Origin of the sequence: Streptosporangium sandarakinum (assembly GCF_013409935.1) — a bacterium.
Taxonomy (GTDB): Bacteria; Actinomycetota; Actinomycetes; order Streptosporangiales; family Streptosporangiaceae; genus Streptosporangium; species Streptosporangium nondiastaticum.
Genome location: NZ_JACCCO010000001.1, coordinates 676,089 through 690,545, shown reverse-complemented (window position 1 = coordinate 690,545; position 14,457 = coordinate 676,089). Strand labels below are relative to the sequence as shown.

Genomic DNA, 14,457 nt, shown 5'->3' with positions numbered 1-14,457 from the left:
GAAGGCCGGCCGGATGGCACACTGGTCGCCGTGCCGATCCGGTACGGCGGCAGCAGACCGATGGACGAACACCCAGCAGAGAGAGGCCGTGGCCGTGGCCGAGGTCGTGACGTACGGGGAGTGCATGCTCCTGATGGTGGCCGAGCCCGGGGTGCCGCTGGCCCGCGCCCGCAGCTTCCGCCGCTCGGTGGCCGGAGCCGAGGGCAACGTGGCGATCGGGCTGTCCAGGCTCGGCCACGCCGTACGGTGGCTGGGCCGGGTCGGCGCGGACCCGGCGGGCGAGGCGGTGCTCACCGACCTGCGCGCGGAGGGCGTCGACCTGTCGCACGCGCAGATCGACGAGCGGTACCCGACCGGGGTGCTCATCCGTGACAGCCATCCCGCCCGGGCGATCGACGTGCAGTACCACCGGGCCGGGTCGGCGGCCTGCCACGCCCCCGGCGACTGGCCCGGCCCCGGGACGCTGGACGGCGCCCGGCTGCTCCACCTGACGGGCATCACGCCGATGCTGTCGGAGGACACCCGCCGGGCGACCGGGCGGCTGCTGGAGCTGGCCCGCGAACGGGGTGTCACGGTGTCCTTCGACCCCAACGTCCGCCGCAAGCTCGGCGACGCCGGCCGGTGGCGGGAGGTCGTGGGGCCGCTGCTGCGCCGCGCGGACATCCTGCTGGCCGGCGCGGAGGAGCTGGAGCTCCTGACCGGCCGGCGCGCCGCCGAGGCCGTCGCCGACCTCCGGGCGGACGGCGTCGGCACCGTGGTCGTCAAGAACCCCGACCGGTCCGCGACGGCCGTGACCGCCGAGGGCTCCTGGAACCGTCCCGCCTTCGACGTGCCCGTCGTGGACCCGGTGGGGGCGGGGGACGCGTTCGCGGCCGGGTTCCTGTCCGCCACGCTGCGCGGGCTCGGCCCGGAGCGGGCCCTGGCGGAGGGCGCCACGGTCGCCGCCCTGACGATCCAGTCGGTCACCGACGCCGAGGGACTGCCGTCGGCGTCCCAGCGCGACCGCGCGCTGGCCGCGTTCATCGACGGCGGCGAGACCGTGCACCGCTGATCCGCCGCGTTACGGAGGCGGCCGTCCCCCGGGAGGTGACGGCCACCGCGCTCCGGAGGCGGCCGTCCCTCGGAAGGTGATGGCCGCCGCGCTCCGGAGGCGGCCGTCCCCCGGGAGGTGACGGCCGCCGGACGGGCACGGAGGGCGGGCCGGCCCGGCCGCCGGACGAAACCGGTGGCGGGCCGGACACCCGAACCCGGCCGGGAGGGCACACCGGCGACGGGACCGTCAGGCGGGCGCGGCGGAGAGCCGCCGCTCGGCCAGCTCGGCGTAGACCGCGGCCCCGTCCGCCAGCACGCCGTCGTCGTAGACCGCCTCGGGCGAGTGGTTGTAGGGCATCCGGCCCGGATCGGCGTCCCGGGGGCAGGCGCCCAGGAAGACGAACGCCGACGGCACCCGCTGCCCGACGAAGGAGAAGTCCTCCGACCCGGTCAGCGGCCGGGGCATGGGACGGTGGCGGTGCTCGCCGAGGAGCTCGCGGACCGTCGCCTCCACGTGCCGGGCCTCGGCCGGGTCGTTCACGGTGACCGGGTAGTTCACCACGTAGTCGGCGTCCACCTCCAGGCCGTGGGCCGCCGCGACGCCGCGCACCAGCGCCGGCGCCGCCTCCCGCACCCGCGCGTGCGCCTCGGCCGAGAACGACCGCAGGGTCACCTCGAACCGGGCCTCGTCGGGGATGACGTTGTCGGCGGTGCCCGCGTGGAAGCTGCCCACCGTCACCACCACCGGGTCGAAGACGTCGAAGCCCCGCGTCACCATCGTCTGCAGCGCGGTCACCATCTCGCACGCCGCCGGGATCGGGTCCTTGGCCCGGTGCGGCGCCGAGCTGTGCCCGCCCCGGCCGCGCACCGTGACCTTCAGCTTGTCCGCCGCCGCCATGGCCGTCCCCGGCCTGGAGGCGAACAGCCCGTGCGGGATCTCCGCGCTGATCACGTGCATCCCGTACGCGGCGACGGGCAGCTCGCCCGACAGCTCCAGCACCCCCTCGTCGAGCATGATCCTCGCCCCGCCGTCCCCCTCCTCGCCCGGCTGGAACATGAACACCACCGAGCCGGCCAGCCGGTCCCGGCGCGCCGACAGCAGGTGCGCCGCCCCGGCCAGCATCGCGGTGTGCAGGTCGTGCCCGCAGGCGTGCATCGCCCCCTCGACGGCCGAGCCGTACGGCAGGCCGGTGCGCTCGGTCACCGGCAGCGCGTCCATGTCGCCCCGCAGCAGCACCGTCGGACCCGGCAGCGCCCCGCGCAGCACGGCGGTCACCGAGCTCAGCGCCCGGCCCGTGCCGATCTCCAGCGGCAGGCCGTCGAGGAAGCCCAGCACCTTCTCCTGGGTGCGCGGCAGGTCGAGGCCGATCTCCGGCTCGCGGTGCAGGTCGTGGCGGAGCCGTACGAGCTCCTCGTGCAGATCGTGCAGGTCGGCGCGCTGGGACACGGGCGTTCTCCTTCGAATGGCCCGTCGGGGGCCGTCACGGGGCGGGGCCTCGATGATGCACCGGCCACGGCCCCGTTCCAAGAGCGGTGCCGCGTCCGTACGGTCCCCGTTCCGAGAACGGTGCCGCGTCCGTACGGCCCCCGTTCCCTGTACGGCCCGCGTGACGATCGCTACGGTGGAGGCCCCGGCCGGAGGACCCGCCCGGAGTCCGGAAGCCATCGGGGGAGGCGGGCGTCAGGTGTCGCGGTGGAACCACAACATCCACTACCACCCGGTGATCCTGACGGCCCTGCCGGGCGGGTGCGGCCGGGTCCTCGACGTGGGCTGCGGCGAGGGCGTCCTGTCACGCGAGCTGCGCCGGGTCGCCGCGCACGTCACCGCCATCGACCTCGACGAGCCCAGCATCGACCTCGCCCGGCGGCGGGACGACGGCTCGGGCGTCGAGTACGTCCTCGGTGACTTCCGCACCCACCCCTTCGAACCCGCCTCCTTCGACGCGGTCGTCTCGGTCGCCACGCTCCACCACATGGACGCCGTCCCGGCGCTCCGGCGGATGAGCGACCTCCTCCGCCCCGGCGGGACGCTCGTCGTCGTCGGCCTCGCCCGCTCCCGGCTCCCCGCGGATCTCCCCTGGGAACTCGCCGCGGCCGTCGGCACCCGGCTGTACAAGCTGAGGCGGACCTACTGGGAGCACTCGGCCCCCATGGTCTGGCCGCCGCCGGAGACCTACGCCGGGATGCGCCGCATCGCGCGGGAGACGCTTCCGGGCGCGCGCTACCGCCGCCACCTCCTGTGGAGATACTCGATCGTCTGGCGCAAGCCCCCGGAGCCGGCCGCCTCGATCGGCCGGTAGCGCCCGCCGGTCACCCGCCCGTCTCGGTCACGACCCGGCCGACCGGTCCGTGGACGACACCCCGATTCGGGCGCGGCCGGGCCGCGGTCCAGTGGTCAGGTCGTGTCCGGTGGTCAGGCCGGGGAGGCGGTGTCCCGCGGCCGGGGGCGGCGCGCGTCGACCTCGATCTCGATCCTCATGCGCGGGTCGGAGAGGCCGCACACCAGCATCGTCGCGGCCGGGCGGACCTCTCCGAAGTACCGGCGCAGCACCGGCCAGCAGGGCTCGAAGTCCTCGCGGTCGGGTAGCAGGTACCGCACACGCACGACGTCGGCGAACGAGCAGCCCGCCTCGGCCAGCGCCGAGCCGATGTTGCGCAGGCACTGCTCGGCCTGCCCGACCACGTCGTCGGAGATCGTCATGGTCGCGTAGTCGAACCCGGTGGTGCCCGACACATGGACCCGGTCCCCGTCCACCACGGCCCGGGCGTAACCGATCTCCTTCTCGAAGGTGGAGCCACTGAGGATCGCGCGTCGTTCCGTCACGGGGAAACCGTACCGCCGTGGAACGGGACGGGGCGATCACGGGAACCGTGCCGCTCCGGAGCGGGGTGCGGAATGCGCGGGGTTTCCGCCCGGGGCCGACGCGCCCGGGGCGCGTCCGGGGGTCGGGAGGGTCACGGGGGACCCCTGGCTCACGAGGCGGCGCGTGCCGCGGCGAAGGCGACGATGTCGGGCAGGGGCGGATCATAGCCGCCGGTGGTGTCCACGGTCAGCGCCGGCAGGTCCATGCTGATCCAGCCGAAGGCGGCCAGGTCGCGCTCGCCCGCCGCGATCGCCTTCAGCAGGTCGTGGTCGGCGTGGGCGGCCCGGTGGGCGTCACGGACGGCGCGCCGGGCGATGCGCTCGCCCGCGAGCGCGGCGTCGACGACGCAGCGGATGACACGGATCCGCGCGAGGCCGATGAGCGGCTGAAGGTTCGGCCGCCACACCCGGTCCTGGAACGCGGCCTCGGCGACCACGCTGACCCCGGCCCGGGTGAGCAGGCCGAGGGCGTCGAAGAACACCTTCAGGACCGGCAGGTTGAGTGCGGCGCCCGCATCGGGGCCACGGTCACCGGCGGCGTCCGCCATGCCCTGCTTGATCTCGTCACGGATGATCGCCGGATGGCCGAGCTCCTGGGCGAGCCGGTGGGCCAGGGTCGTCTTGCCGGACCCCGGAGGCCCGCTCACCACGGTCAGCGTCGGCAGTGCCATGGTGCATTCTGGCACGCCGCACCGGACGGCCCGCCGAGCGTGGAAGCGCCACCGGTACGGCGACCGCACCGGCGGCACACGGCGGCTCAGCCCGCGAACCTCCTGCCATCCCCGCCGGAGAGAGGTTTCGATGCCGCCGGAGCCGGAGCTGGAAATGGGGCCGGAACCGAAGCGCCGTCTACCGGAATCCTGCGCTGCTCGCGGGCGGATATTCGTCAGCGGTCCTGTTCGCTCGCTCCGTCGAACATGTCGTGCACGGTCTGGGCGGTCGCCGCACGGGCCGCCCAGGTCTCCAGGAGGGTGAGGTCGGTGCAGGAGGTGATCCGGGCGCGGACGTCGTCCGGCATGTCGAGACCGCGGGCGTCCATCACCAGCAGGACCAGCTTGGCGGCCTCTTCCGCCCTGCCTTCCGTCTTGCCTTTCGCCTTGCCTTCCGCCATGCCGCGGCCGTAGTGCTCGCGGGCGAAGGGGCTGTGGACGGGCCAGTCGGTGGACGTCATGATCTCCTCCAGGAGGTGCCGCACCTCGGGCACGGACATGTCGTAAGCGTGTTCATAATACTTCGCAGCGTAGTCGTGAGGTAGCTCGGCGAGCGCCGAGGCGAAGGCCTCGACGACCTTGCGGTCGCGGCCGTGGGCCATGACCGCCAGGGCCGACAGTTCCGGGTGGGCGGCGGCCTGCTGGGGGTCGGTGATGGCCGGGATGCCGCCGGGTCCGAGCACCCGGGGATGCGGCCGGTAGCCGGTCAGGCCCGAGTCGATCGGCCGGGCGTAGTGCTCGGCGGTGCGGGCGTCGGGGCAGACGACCAGGACCGTGGCGTCGCACTTGAGCATCAGCCAGGCCTGGGCGGCATAGCGGTCCAGCTGGCGGGGGTCTTTGGACTTGTCCTTCTGGATCTCGACGATGATGACGTGCGCGGGGCTGGGCGGTGGTCCCAGGACGACGACGAGGTCGGGCTCGATGTCGTCGGAGGGGCGGGTGTTGAAGGTGAAGTTCTCCGCGCGGGCCAGCGGTGTGACGGGCAGGTCCTGCCCGAGAAGGTCGCGTAGGACCTCCACGGCCAACTGGGGGCGGTCGCGGAAAAGTTCGATGAGAGAGTCATGGGTGGGAGACGGCACGTCACTTAATGTAATGTGAACAACACTTTATGTGACGGCATTTCGCGGAACACCATGGCGGATGAAGCCCCGGCCCGATCCCGGTCGTTGCATGGCCGGGAGGCGTCCCCGGTGGTGTGGCGGCGCAGTCCGGGGCTCCACCCGGCGTGCAGCGCGCCCTGGCACAGGCCGGTGAGCAGGGCGATCACCTCGTCGGCGCACGCGTCCTCGCGTACGGCGCCGGCTTCGGGGAGTTACTCGCCGAGGACGCCGTCGTCGAGACCCCGTTCGCCCCGCCCGGCCACCCGCGCCGCGTCGAGGGACGCCGGGAGTTCACCGCCCTCGCCGAGCGGGGCCGGGCCGCCCTGCCCGTTCGGTTCGAGGAGGTCCGCGACGTCGTGACCCACCGTACGGACGCCCCGGAGACCGTCGTCGTGGAGTACGAGCTGGCCGGGACGGTGACTCACCACCGGCCTTCGCGGCGCCGCGTCCTTCGTCGCGGTGCTCACTGTGCGCGGCGGGAAGGTCGTGCGATGGCGCGAGTACCAGAACACCGCCGCCATCGCCGCGGCCACCGGAACGCTCCCCGCGCTCCTGGCCGCCTACGGCGACGCCCCGGCCGCTGGGGTGAGGCTCAGAGGCGCGCCCCCGGGGCAGCCGGGGTGAGGTCGATGCGCCCGTCGTCGCAGACCCGCGCCGAGAAGGGGACCGTCAGGTAGGAGGTCTCGTCCGGCGGGATGACCATCAGCCGCGCGGAGGCCGGGCAGGTGGTCTCCCGCCCGCTCGGCACCTCGGTCCAGTGCATCCTGAAGTGGGCCGAGGCGCCGGGTCGCAGGGTCACCCGTTGCGGCCGGACGTTCTCCCGCCGCGGCCTGGTGCGCAGCGCGTCGCCGTTGCGGTCGATCGTGACCAGGCCCGGGAAGCCGTACACCCAGCAGGTCCGGGTGGACCCGTTGGTGAGCACCAGCGGCGCGTGCCGCTGGCCCGCGCCCGCGTCCACCCGGCCGACCCGGGCCGAGAGCGCGCCGGTCCGGCAGCGCCCGGGTGCCGCCGCGTCGGAGAGGGCGGCGGCGGCGCCGGCCGCCGGGACGGCGCTCGCGGGCCGCGTGTCCCCGGCCGCGTTCCCCGCCGGGGAGATGCTCCGCTGGACGGGCGTCGCCGAACCGCACGCGGCCGAGGCCATCAGCGCGCCCGCCACCATCATCGAGAAAGCCGGGAGGCTCCCGGCGCCGTTGGATCGTCTCATGTCTCCCTATGACGTCCTGCGGCCTCGCCTTGTTCGCCGGGCTGCGGGGACGTCGGGGGTACTCGGAGCGGGCGCCTTCGCGCGCGCCGTACCGGGTCCGCCCGTCCGACCTGGGCGGACGGTCGTCACGGAAGCTCGGTGCGTGCCGGTCCGGCCTGTCCGGAAGGACAGGCTCCCCTGACGCCGGTGGCGCACAGGTCAGTCCTCCGCGTCCCCGTACGGCCGTGGCCCGCCGGGCCGGAACAGGGGTGGCGGACCACCCGGGGAGCGGGCGTAGATTGCCGGACATGCGGACGATCGACTGGGCCGGCGACGCCGTCGAGCTCGTGGACCAGACCCTGCTGCCCGGCGAGTGCGCCGTCATCCGGGTCGGGACGGTGGACGGCCTCATCGACGCCATCCGGCGGCTGGCCGTGCGGGGGGCGCCCGCGCTCGGCGTGGCCGGGGCGCTCGGCGTCGCGCTCGCGGCGGCCACCGAACCGGATCCGGCGGCCGCCGCGGCCCGGCTGCGGGCCGCCCGGCCGACCGCGGTCAACCTCGCCTGGGGCGTGGACGAGGCGCTGAAGCACCTCGACGAGGGGTTCGAGGCGGTGCTCGGTCGCGCGCTGGAGATCCGCGACGCCGACATCGCGGCCTGCCACGCCATGGGGGAGCGGGGCGCGGACCTGGTGTGCGAGCTGACCGGCCGCGACCGGCCACGGATCATGACCGTCTGCAACACCGGCGGCCTGGCCGCGGTGGAGCGCGGCACCGCGCTCGGCGTCGTGCAGACCCTGCACGAACGGGGACGGCTGGCCGGGGCGATAGCCCTGGAGACCCGGCCGTTGCTGCAGGGCGCCCGGCTCACCGCCTGGGAACTGGGCCGGATGGGCGCGCCGTACCGGCTGATCGTCGACTCGGCGGGGCCGTTCCTGCTGGCCAGGGGCGAGGCCGACGCCGTGCTGATCGGCGCCGACCGGATCGCCGCCAACGGCGACACCGCCAACAAGATCGGCTCCTACGCGCTGGCCTTGGGCGCCCGCCGCGCCGGGGTGCCGTTCGTCGTCGTCGCCCCGGAGTCCACGGTGGATCTCGCGACCCCCTCCGGGGACCTCGTCGAGATCGAGGACCGCGACCCGGAGGAGGTGCTCGGCGTGCGCGGGGTACGGCTGGCGCCGGAGGGCGCGGCGGTGCTGAACCCGGCCTTCGACGTGACGCCGCGCGACCTGATCACCGCCATCGTCACCGAACGCCGGGTCATCCGCCCCGACCGGGGCGAGACGCCGTAGCGGGGCGGTTCGCCCCGGCCTCGGCGGGACGTCGTGGCCCGTGCCCCTCGCCCCCGACCTGCGATCCCCCGCCGGCGGCGGGCCCGCGCGGGAGCGGACCGGCCTCGCGCCGCGGGACGCCGGTGGTTTCGACCGCTCCGGCGGTGGAAGTGGTACGTCCATGTTCGGGGCGAAAACCGTCATCGGCCCCGCATGTGACAGAGATGCGACTGGTGGTATTTGCGAAACGCGCCCCGCCTCGCGGGACACTACGGATAACGTCGGTCGCGCGGTACATCGAGCAGTTCGCGTTCCCCCTGGAGACACCTGTGGCCGACATCGTGAAACGCCGCGAATGGGGCGCCCGCGCCCCGCGCGGCTCATACTCGAGGATCTCCTCCACCAGGGGTGTGAAGGTCCACTACACCGGCGGGCGCGTCGACCCCGGCATCGTCGACGACCACGCCAAGTGCGTCGCCCTGGTCCGGTCCATCCAGAACCAGCACATGGACGGCAACGGCTGGCTGGACATCGGCTACAGCATGGTGGCGTGTCCGCACCGGAAGGTGTTCGAGGGCAGGGGGCCGCACCACCTGCCCGCGGCCAACGGCCCCGGTCTCAACAGCGGCCACTACGCGGTGCTGGGCCTGGTCGGCTCGACCGGGCTCACCAAGCCCACCGACGGCATCCTGCACGCCGTCCTCGACGCGGTCGAGTACCTGCGGGCCGAGGGCGGCGCGGGCCGGGAGATCAAGGGCCACCGCGACGGGTACGCCACCGACTGCCCCGGCGAGCCGCTGTACGCGTGGGTGAGGCGGGGCGCGCCGCGTCCCGGCGCCACCCCCGCCCCGCCGGAGCCGCACCCGGTCTTCCCCGGCCGCGTCCTCAAGTATCCGCCGGTCATGGAGGGTGAGGACGTCCGCACCTGGCAGCGGCAGATGCGCGAGCGCGGCTGGGACCTCGACGCCGACGGCCTGTACGGCGAGGAGTCCCAGCGGGTCTGCCGCAAGTTCCAGGACGAGAAGGGCCTGCCCGCCACCGGCGCCGTCGACCGCGCCACCTGGAACGCCGCCTGGGAGGAGCCCGTCACCTGACGCGCCCGGACCCCTGTGCCCCGGCCACCCCGGGAGAGACCGCGGGAGATCCGCCGCGCGGCGGCCGGGACACACCCGGGCGGGGACCCCGGGAGGCCGTCACCGGGCCGTGGGGCTTACCATCCCAGGCATGACGGTGCCGCCTGAGGAACTTCGATGGACCGCCGGCTTCCCCCCGGCCACGCGGGAGCGGTGGCGGGAGCTGGCGCTCGGGGTCCTGCGCAGGTCGGGCGTCGAGGCGGCCTCGCCCGAGGAGGCGCTGGCCTTCACGACCCACGACGGCGTCACCATCGCCCCGATCTACGACGCCTCCGACCTGCCGGGCGATCCGGGCCTGCCGGGCGAGGCCCCCTACGTCCGCGGCTCCCGGCCCGGGGGCGGGAGCTGGGAGATACGGCAGCGCCACGAGGCGGCCGACCCCGAGGCGGTGCTCGCCGACCTGGAGAACGGCGTCACCTCGCTGTGGCTCGCCGTCGAGCCCGAGGACCTGCCCCGCGTCCTGGAGCGGGTCCACCTGGAGCTGATCTCGGTCGCGCTGGACGCGGGGGAGCGCACCCGCGAGGCGGCCGAGACCCTGTTCGCGCTGGCCGCCGGGCAGGCCGCCCGCGAGCGGCCGACCCGGCCGGAGGCGCCTCCCGGGAGCGGTGACGGCGGGCCCGCGGCGGGTTTCCTGACCGGCACCCTGGGCGCGGATCCGCTGCGCGACCCGGAGACCGCCGCGGACCTGGCCCGGCGCTGCGCCGCGGGCTTCCCCGGGCTGCGCGCGGCCGTCGTGGACGCCACGCCGTACCACGACGCCGGCGGCGGCGACGCCGAGGAGCTGGGCTGCTCCGTTGCCGCGGGCGTCGCGGCGCTGCGGGTGCTGACCGGCGCCGGGCTGAGCGAGGAGGAGGCGTTCGGGCAGCTGGAGTTCCGCTACGCCGCCACCGCCGACCAGTTCCTCACCATCGCCAAGCTCCGCGCCGCGCGCCTGCTGTGGGCCCGCGTCGCCGAGGTGTGCGGGGTGACGCGGAACGCCGGGCAGCGGCAGCACGCGGTGACCTCCTCGGCCATGATGACCGCCCGCGACCCGTGGGTGAACATGCTGCGCACCACGCTCGCCTGCTTCGCGGCCGGCACCGGCGGGGCCGACGCGGTGACCGTGCAGCCGTTCGACGCCCGGCTGGGCCTGCCGGACGCCTTCGCCCGCCGCATCGCGCGCAACACCCACTCCCTGCTGCTGGAGGAGGCCCACGTGGCCCGGGTGACCGACCCGGCCGGCGGCTCCTACTACGTCGAGCGCCTCACCCGCGACCTGGCCGAGCGGGCCTGGGAGTGGTTCCAGGAGATCGAGCGCGCCGGCGGCGCGGGGTCGCGGGCCGGGGACGACCTGGTCGCCCGGCGGCTGGCCGCCACCCGGGAGCGGCGTTCGGAGGCCGTCGCGCACCGCCGCGACCCGATCACCGGGGTGAGCGAGTTCCCCGACCTGGCCGAGCGCCCGCTGCGGCGCCCCCCGCACCCGCGTCCGGTCACCGGCGTCCACTACGCCGGGGAGTTCGAGCGGCTGCGCGACCTGGCCGACGCCCAGCCGGTCCGCCCCCACGTGTTCCTGGCGACCATCGGGCCGGTCGCGGCGCACAACGCCAGGACGTCGTTCGCGGCCAACCTGTTCCAGGCCGGCGGGATCGCCACCGTGTCGGGCGGCCCGCTGACCGACCCGGAGGAGATCGCCGCCGCGTTCACCGCCTCCGGCGCGCGGGTCGCCTGCCTTTGCTCCGCCGACCGCCTGTACGGCGAGCACGCCGGCCCGGTGGCCGCCGCGTTGCGCGCGGCCGGGGCCAGGCGGATATGGCTGGCGGGGCGGGGGGAGTACCCGGGCGTGGACGCCCTTCTGTACGCCGGGTGCGACGCGCTCGGCGTGCTCCGCACGACCTTCGACGACCTGGGGGTGACCCGATGATTCCCGACTTCTCCGCGGTCCCGCTGGACGGCGGGGCGAGCGCCGCCGGGCCTGCCGTACGGCGGGCCGCCGGGGACGGCACGGGCGGGCCGGTGTGGGAGACCCCCGAGGGGGTCGCCGTGAAGCCCCTCTACACCGCCGCCGACCTCGATGGGCTGGACTTCCCGGCGACCTACCCGGGCGTGGCGCCGTACCTGCGCGGGCCGTACCCGACGATGTACGCCACCCAGCCGTGGACGATCCGGCAGTACGCCGGCTTCTCCACCGCCGAGGAGTCCAACGCCTTCTACCGGCGCAACCTCGCCGCGGGGCAGAAGGGCCTGTCGGTCGCCTTCGACCTGGCGACCCACCGGGGCTACGACTCCGACCACCCCCGGGTGGCCGGCGACGTCGGCATGGCCGGGGTGGCGATCGACTCCATCTACGACATGCGGCAGCTCTTCGACGGCATCCCGCTGGAGAAGATGAGCGTGTCGATGACCATGAACGGCGCGGTGCTGCCGGTGCTCGCGCTGTACATCGTGGCCGCCGAGGAGCAGGGGGTGGCGCCCGAGCAGCTCGCCGGGACCATCCAGAACGACATCCTCAAGGAGTTCATGGTCCGCAACACCTACATCTACCCGCCGGGGCCGTCGATGCGGATCATCTCCGACATCTTCGCCTACACCAGCGAGCGGATGCCGAAGTTCAACTCGATCTCGATCTCCGGGTACCACATCCAGGAGGCCGGGGCCACCTGCGACCTGGAGCTGGCGTACACCCTCGCCGACGGCCTGGAGTACCTGCGGGCCGGGGTCGGGGCGGGCCTGGACGTCGACGCGTTCGCGCCGCGCCTGTCGTTCTTCTGGTGCATCGGCATGAACTTCTTCATGGAGGTCGCCAAGCTGCGGGCCGCCCGGCTGCTGTGGGCGAGGCTGGTGTCGGGGTTCGGGGCGGGGAACCCCAAGTCGCTGTCGCTGCGGACGCACTCGCAGACCTCCGGCTGGTCGCTGACCGCCCAGGACGTCTTCAACAACGTGGTGCGCACCTGCGTGGAGGCGATGGCCGCCACCCAGGGGCACACCCAATCGCTGCACACCAACGCGCTGGACGAGGCGCTGGCGCTGCCGAGCGACTTCTCGGCGCGGATCGCCCGCAACACCCAGCTGCTGCTGCAGCAGGAGTCGGGCACCTGCCGGGTGATCGACCCGTGGGGCGGTTCCTATTACGTGGAGCGGCTCACCCACGAGCTGGCGCGGAAGGCGTGGGGGCACATCGAGGAGGTGGAGGCGGCCGGGGGCATGGCCAGGGCGATCGACGCCGGGCTGCCCAAGCTCCGCATCGAGGAGGCCGCCGCCCGCACCCAGGCGCGCATCGACACCGGGGCGCAGCCGGTCATCGGCGTCAACAAGTACCGGCCCGACGCCGACGAGCCCATCGAGGTGCTCAAGGTGGACAACACCGCGGTGCGGGCCCGGCAGCTCGACAAGCTCCGCCGGCTGCGCGCCGAGCGCGACCCGCGGGCGGTGGAGGAGGCGCTGGCCGCGCTGACGAAGGGCGCGGCGGGCGACGCGAACCTGCTCGCGCTGTCGGTGGAGGCGGCCCGCGCCAAGGCGACCGTCGGGGAGATCTCCGAGGCGCTGGAGAAGGTCTTCGGCCGGCACGCGGGCCAGATCCGCACGATCTCCGGGGTGTACCGCGAGGAGGTGGGTTCCGGCGTGGACGAGGTCCGCGGCATGTGCGCCGAGTTCGAGCGGCTGGAGGGGCGCCGCCCCCGGATCCTGGTGGCCAAGATGGGCCAGGACGGTCACGACCGGGGCCAGAAGGTGATCGCCACGGCCTTCGCCGACCTCGGGTTCGACGTGGACGTCGGCCCGCTGTTCCAGACGCCCGAGGAGGTCGCCCGCCAGGCGGTCGAGGCCGACGTGCACGTGGTCGGGGTCTCCTCGCTGGCGGCCGGGCACCTGACGCTGGTGCCCGCGCTGCGCGACGCGCTGGCCGGACTCGGCGCCGAGGACGTCATGATCGTGGTCGGCGGGGTGATCCCGCCGGGCGACTTCGACGCGCTGCGCGCCGCCGGGGCCTCGGCGATCTTCCCGCCCGGCACCGTGATCGCCGACGCCGCCCGCGGGCTGCTCGCCGACCTGCTCACCCGGCTGGGTCATGGCGCGGACGCTTGACGACTACGTCACGGGGGTGAAGGAGGGCTCCCGGGCGTGGATCGCGCGGGCGATCACCCTGGTGGAGTCCTCCCGGCCCGACCACCGGGAGCTGGCGCAGCGGCTGCTGGTCGAGCTGGCCCCGCTGGCCGGCCGGGCGCGCCGGGTCGGCATAACCGGCGTGCCGGGGGTGGGCAAGTCGACGTTCATCGACGCCCTCGGCGTGCGGCTGACCGGTCAGGGGCACCGGGTGGCGGTGCTCGCCGTCGATCCGTCGTCGACCAGGACCGGCGGCAGCATCCTCGGTGACAAGACGAGGATGGCGCGTCTGGCCGCCGACCCGGACGCCTTCATCCGGCCCTCGCCCACCTCCGGCACCCTGGGCGGCGTCGCCCGGGCGACCCGGGAGGCGATGGTCGTGGTGGAGGCGGCCGGCTACGACGTCGTGCTGGTGGAGACCGTCGGCGTGGGCCAGTCCGAGACCGCCGTCGCCGACATGGCCGACACCTTCCTGCTGCTGGCCCTGGCCCGGACGGGCGACCAGCTCCAGGGCATCAAGAAGGGCGTGCTGGAGCTCGCCGACGTGATCGCGGTCAACAAGGCCGACGGCCCGGGGGAGGCCGACGCCCGCAAGGCGGCCCGGGAGCTGGCCGGGGCGCTGCGGCTGCTGCGCTCGGAGCGTACGGTGCCGGTGCTGACCTGCAGCGGGATGTCGGGCGCCGGCCTGGACGAGCTGTGGGCGCGCGTCGTCGCCCACCAGGACGCGCTGGCCGCCTCGGGCGAGCTGGAGGAGCGCCGCCGCCGCCAGCAGGTCCGCTGGACCTGGTCGCTGGTGACGGACCGGCTGCTGGCGGCGCTGCGCGAGCACCCGCGGGTCGCCGAGATGACCGCCGAGGTCGAGCGGGACGTGCGGGCCGGGACGCTGACGCCGTCCCTGGCCGCCGACCGGATCCTGGCGGCCTTCCGCGAGTGAGCGGGTCCCGGGCCGGTGGGCCGGGGGTTCGCGAGCGGGGGACCCGCCGTGACGGCCGGCCCGTCATGCCCGGCGGCGCCGGATCGGCCGGGCCCCAGGTGACCATCCGCCGTGGCCGGATGTCAAGGAGAAAGTTGACATCCAGGGGTTCCTATCT

Annotated in this window: 13 protein-coding genes; 8 read left to right on the top strand and 5 right to left on the bottom strand. The window is 74.7% G+C overall.

Annotated features, from left to right (window positions below; genetic code table 11):
• The first annotated feature begins 88 nt into the window (after positions 1–88).
• The gene (locus tag HDA43_RS03065) at positions 89–1,051 is read left to right on the top strand and encodes a sugar kinase (RefSeq protein WP_312872938.1); all 963 of its coding nucleotides are present in this window, start codon (positions 89–91) and stop codon (positions 1,049–1,051) included.
• A 228-nt stretch (positions 1,052–1,279) separates the two neighbouring features.
• On the opposite strand, the gene HDA43_RS03060 is transcribed toward HDA43_RS03065, so the two are convergent.
• The gene (locus HDA43_RS03060) at positions 1,280–2,479 is read right to left on the bottom strand and encodes a M20 metallopeptidase family protein (protein WP_312872937.1); all 1,200 of its coding nucleotides are present in this window, start codon (positions 2,477–2,479) and stop codon (positions 1,280–1,282) included.
• Between the two features lie 238 nt (positions 2,480–2,717).
• On the opposite strand from HDA43_RS03060, the gene HDA43_RS03055 reads away from it, so the two are divergent.
• Positions 2,718–3,332, top strand: coding sequence for a class I SAM-dependent methyltransferase (locus HDA43_RS03055; RefSeq protein WP_179817685.1), 615 nt, complete (start codon positions 2,718–2,720; stop codon positions 3,330–3,332).
• A gap of 113 nt (positions 3,333–3,445) precedes the next feature.
• Here the strand turns inward: HDA43_RS03055 and HDA43_RS03050 are convergent, their stop codons facing one another.
• The 3 genes from HDA43_RS03050 to HDA43_RS03040 form a co-directional block, all read right to left on the bottom strand.
• On the bottom strand, positions 3,446–3,856 hold the full coding sequence (locus HDA43_RS03050; RefSeq protein ID WP_179818202.1) for a RidA family protein: 411 nt from the start codon (positions 3,854–3,856) through the stop codon (positions 3,446–3,448).
• A 149-nt stretch (positions 3,857–4,005) separates the two neighbouring features.
• Positions 4,006–4,566: a P-loop nucleotide/nucleoside kinase family protein gene (locus tag HDA43_RS03045; RefSeq protein WP_179818201.1), complete on the bottom strand. Its 561-nt coding sequence runs from the start codon at positions 4,564–4,566 to the stop codon at positions 4,006–4,008.
• Positions 4,567–4,781: 215 nt separating this feature from the next.
• Complete coding sequence (locus HDA43_RS03040; protein ID WP_312872936.1) at positions 4,782–5,684, bottom strand: hypothetical protein; 903 nt, start codon at positions 5,682–5,684, stop codon at positions 4,782–4,784.
• Positions 5,685–5,800: 116 nt separating this feature from the next.
• Here HDA43_RS03040 and HDA43_RS36620 point away from each other — a divergent pair, with 116 nt between their 5' ends.
• A complete protein-coding gene (locus HDA43_RS36620; protein WP_376770450.1) occupies positions 5,801–6,382 on the top strand; it encodes a nuclear transport factor 2 family protein in 582 nt (193 codons plus the stop codon).
• Here HDA43_RS36620 and HDA43_RS03030 read toward each other — a convergent pair.
• Positions 6,298–6,909, bottom strand: a complete 612-nt coding sequence (locus tag HDA43_RS03030) for a DUF4232 domain-containing protein (RefSeq protein WP_179818199.1) — start codon at positions 6,907–6,909, stop codon at positions 6,298–6,300. The genes HDA43_RS36620 and HDA43_RS03030 overlap by 85 nt on opposite strands.
• A gap of 287 nt (positions 6,910–7,196) precedes the next feature.
• On the opposite strand from HDA43_RS03030, the gene mtnA reads away from it, so the two are divergent.
• The 5 genes from mtnA (at position 7,197) to meaB (ending at position 14,300) form a co-directional block, all read left to right on the top strand.
• A complete protein-coding gene (mtnA, locus tag HDA43_RS03025; RefSeq protein ID WP_179818198.1) occupies positions 7,197–8,177 on the top strand; it encodes an S-methyl-5-thioribose-1-phosphate isomerase in 981 nt (326 codons plus the stop codon).
• Between the two features lie 308 nt (positions 8,178–8,485).
• Positions 8,486–9,250, top strand: coding sequence for a peptidoglycan recognition protein family protein (locus HDA43_RS36275; protein WP_312872935.1), 765 nt, complete (start codon positions 8,486–8,488; stop codon positions 9,248–9,250).
• Positions 9,251–9,380: 130 nt separating this feature from the next.
• Positions 9,381–11,189 carry a methylmalonyl-CoA mutase family protein gene (locus HDA43_RS03015; protein WP_179818196.1) on the top strand — a complete coding sequence of 603 codons (1,809 nt, stop codon included), beginning with the start codon at positions 9,381–9,383 and terminating at the stop codon, positions 11,187–11,189.
• Positions 11,186–13,348 (top strand): methylmalonyl-CoA mutase, encoded by a 2,163-nt coding sequence (gene scpA, locus HDA43_RS03010; protein WP_179818195.1) that lies wholly within the window; start codon positions 11,186–11,188, stop codon positions 13,346–13,348. Before HDA43_RS03015 ends, scpA begins: the two co-directional genes overlap by 4 nt.
• Positions 13,332–14,300, top strand: coding sequence for a methylmalonyl Co-A mutase-associated GTPase MeaB (gene meaB / locus HDA43_RS03005; protein ID WP_179818194.1), 969 nt, complete (start codon positions 13,332–13,334; stop codon positions 14,298–14,300). Before scpA ends, meaB begins: the two co-directional genes overlap by 17 nt.
• Positions 14,301–14,457: the final 157 nt, after the last annotated feature.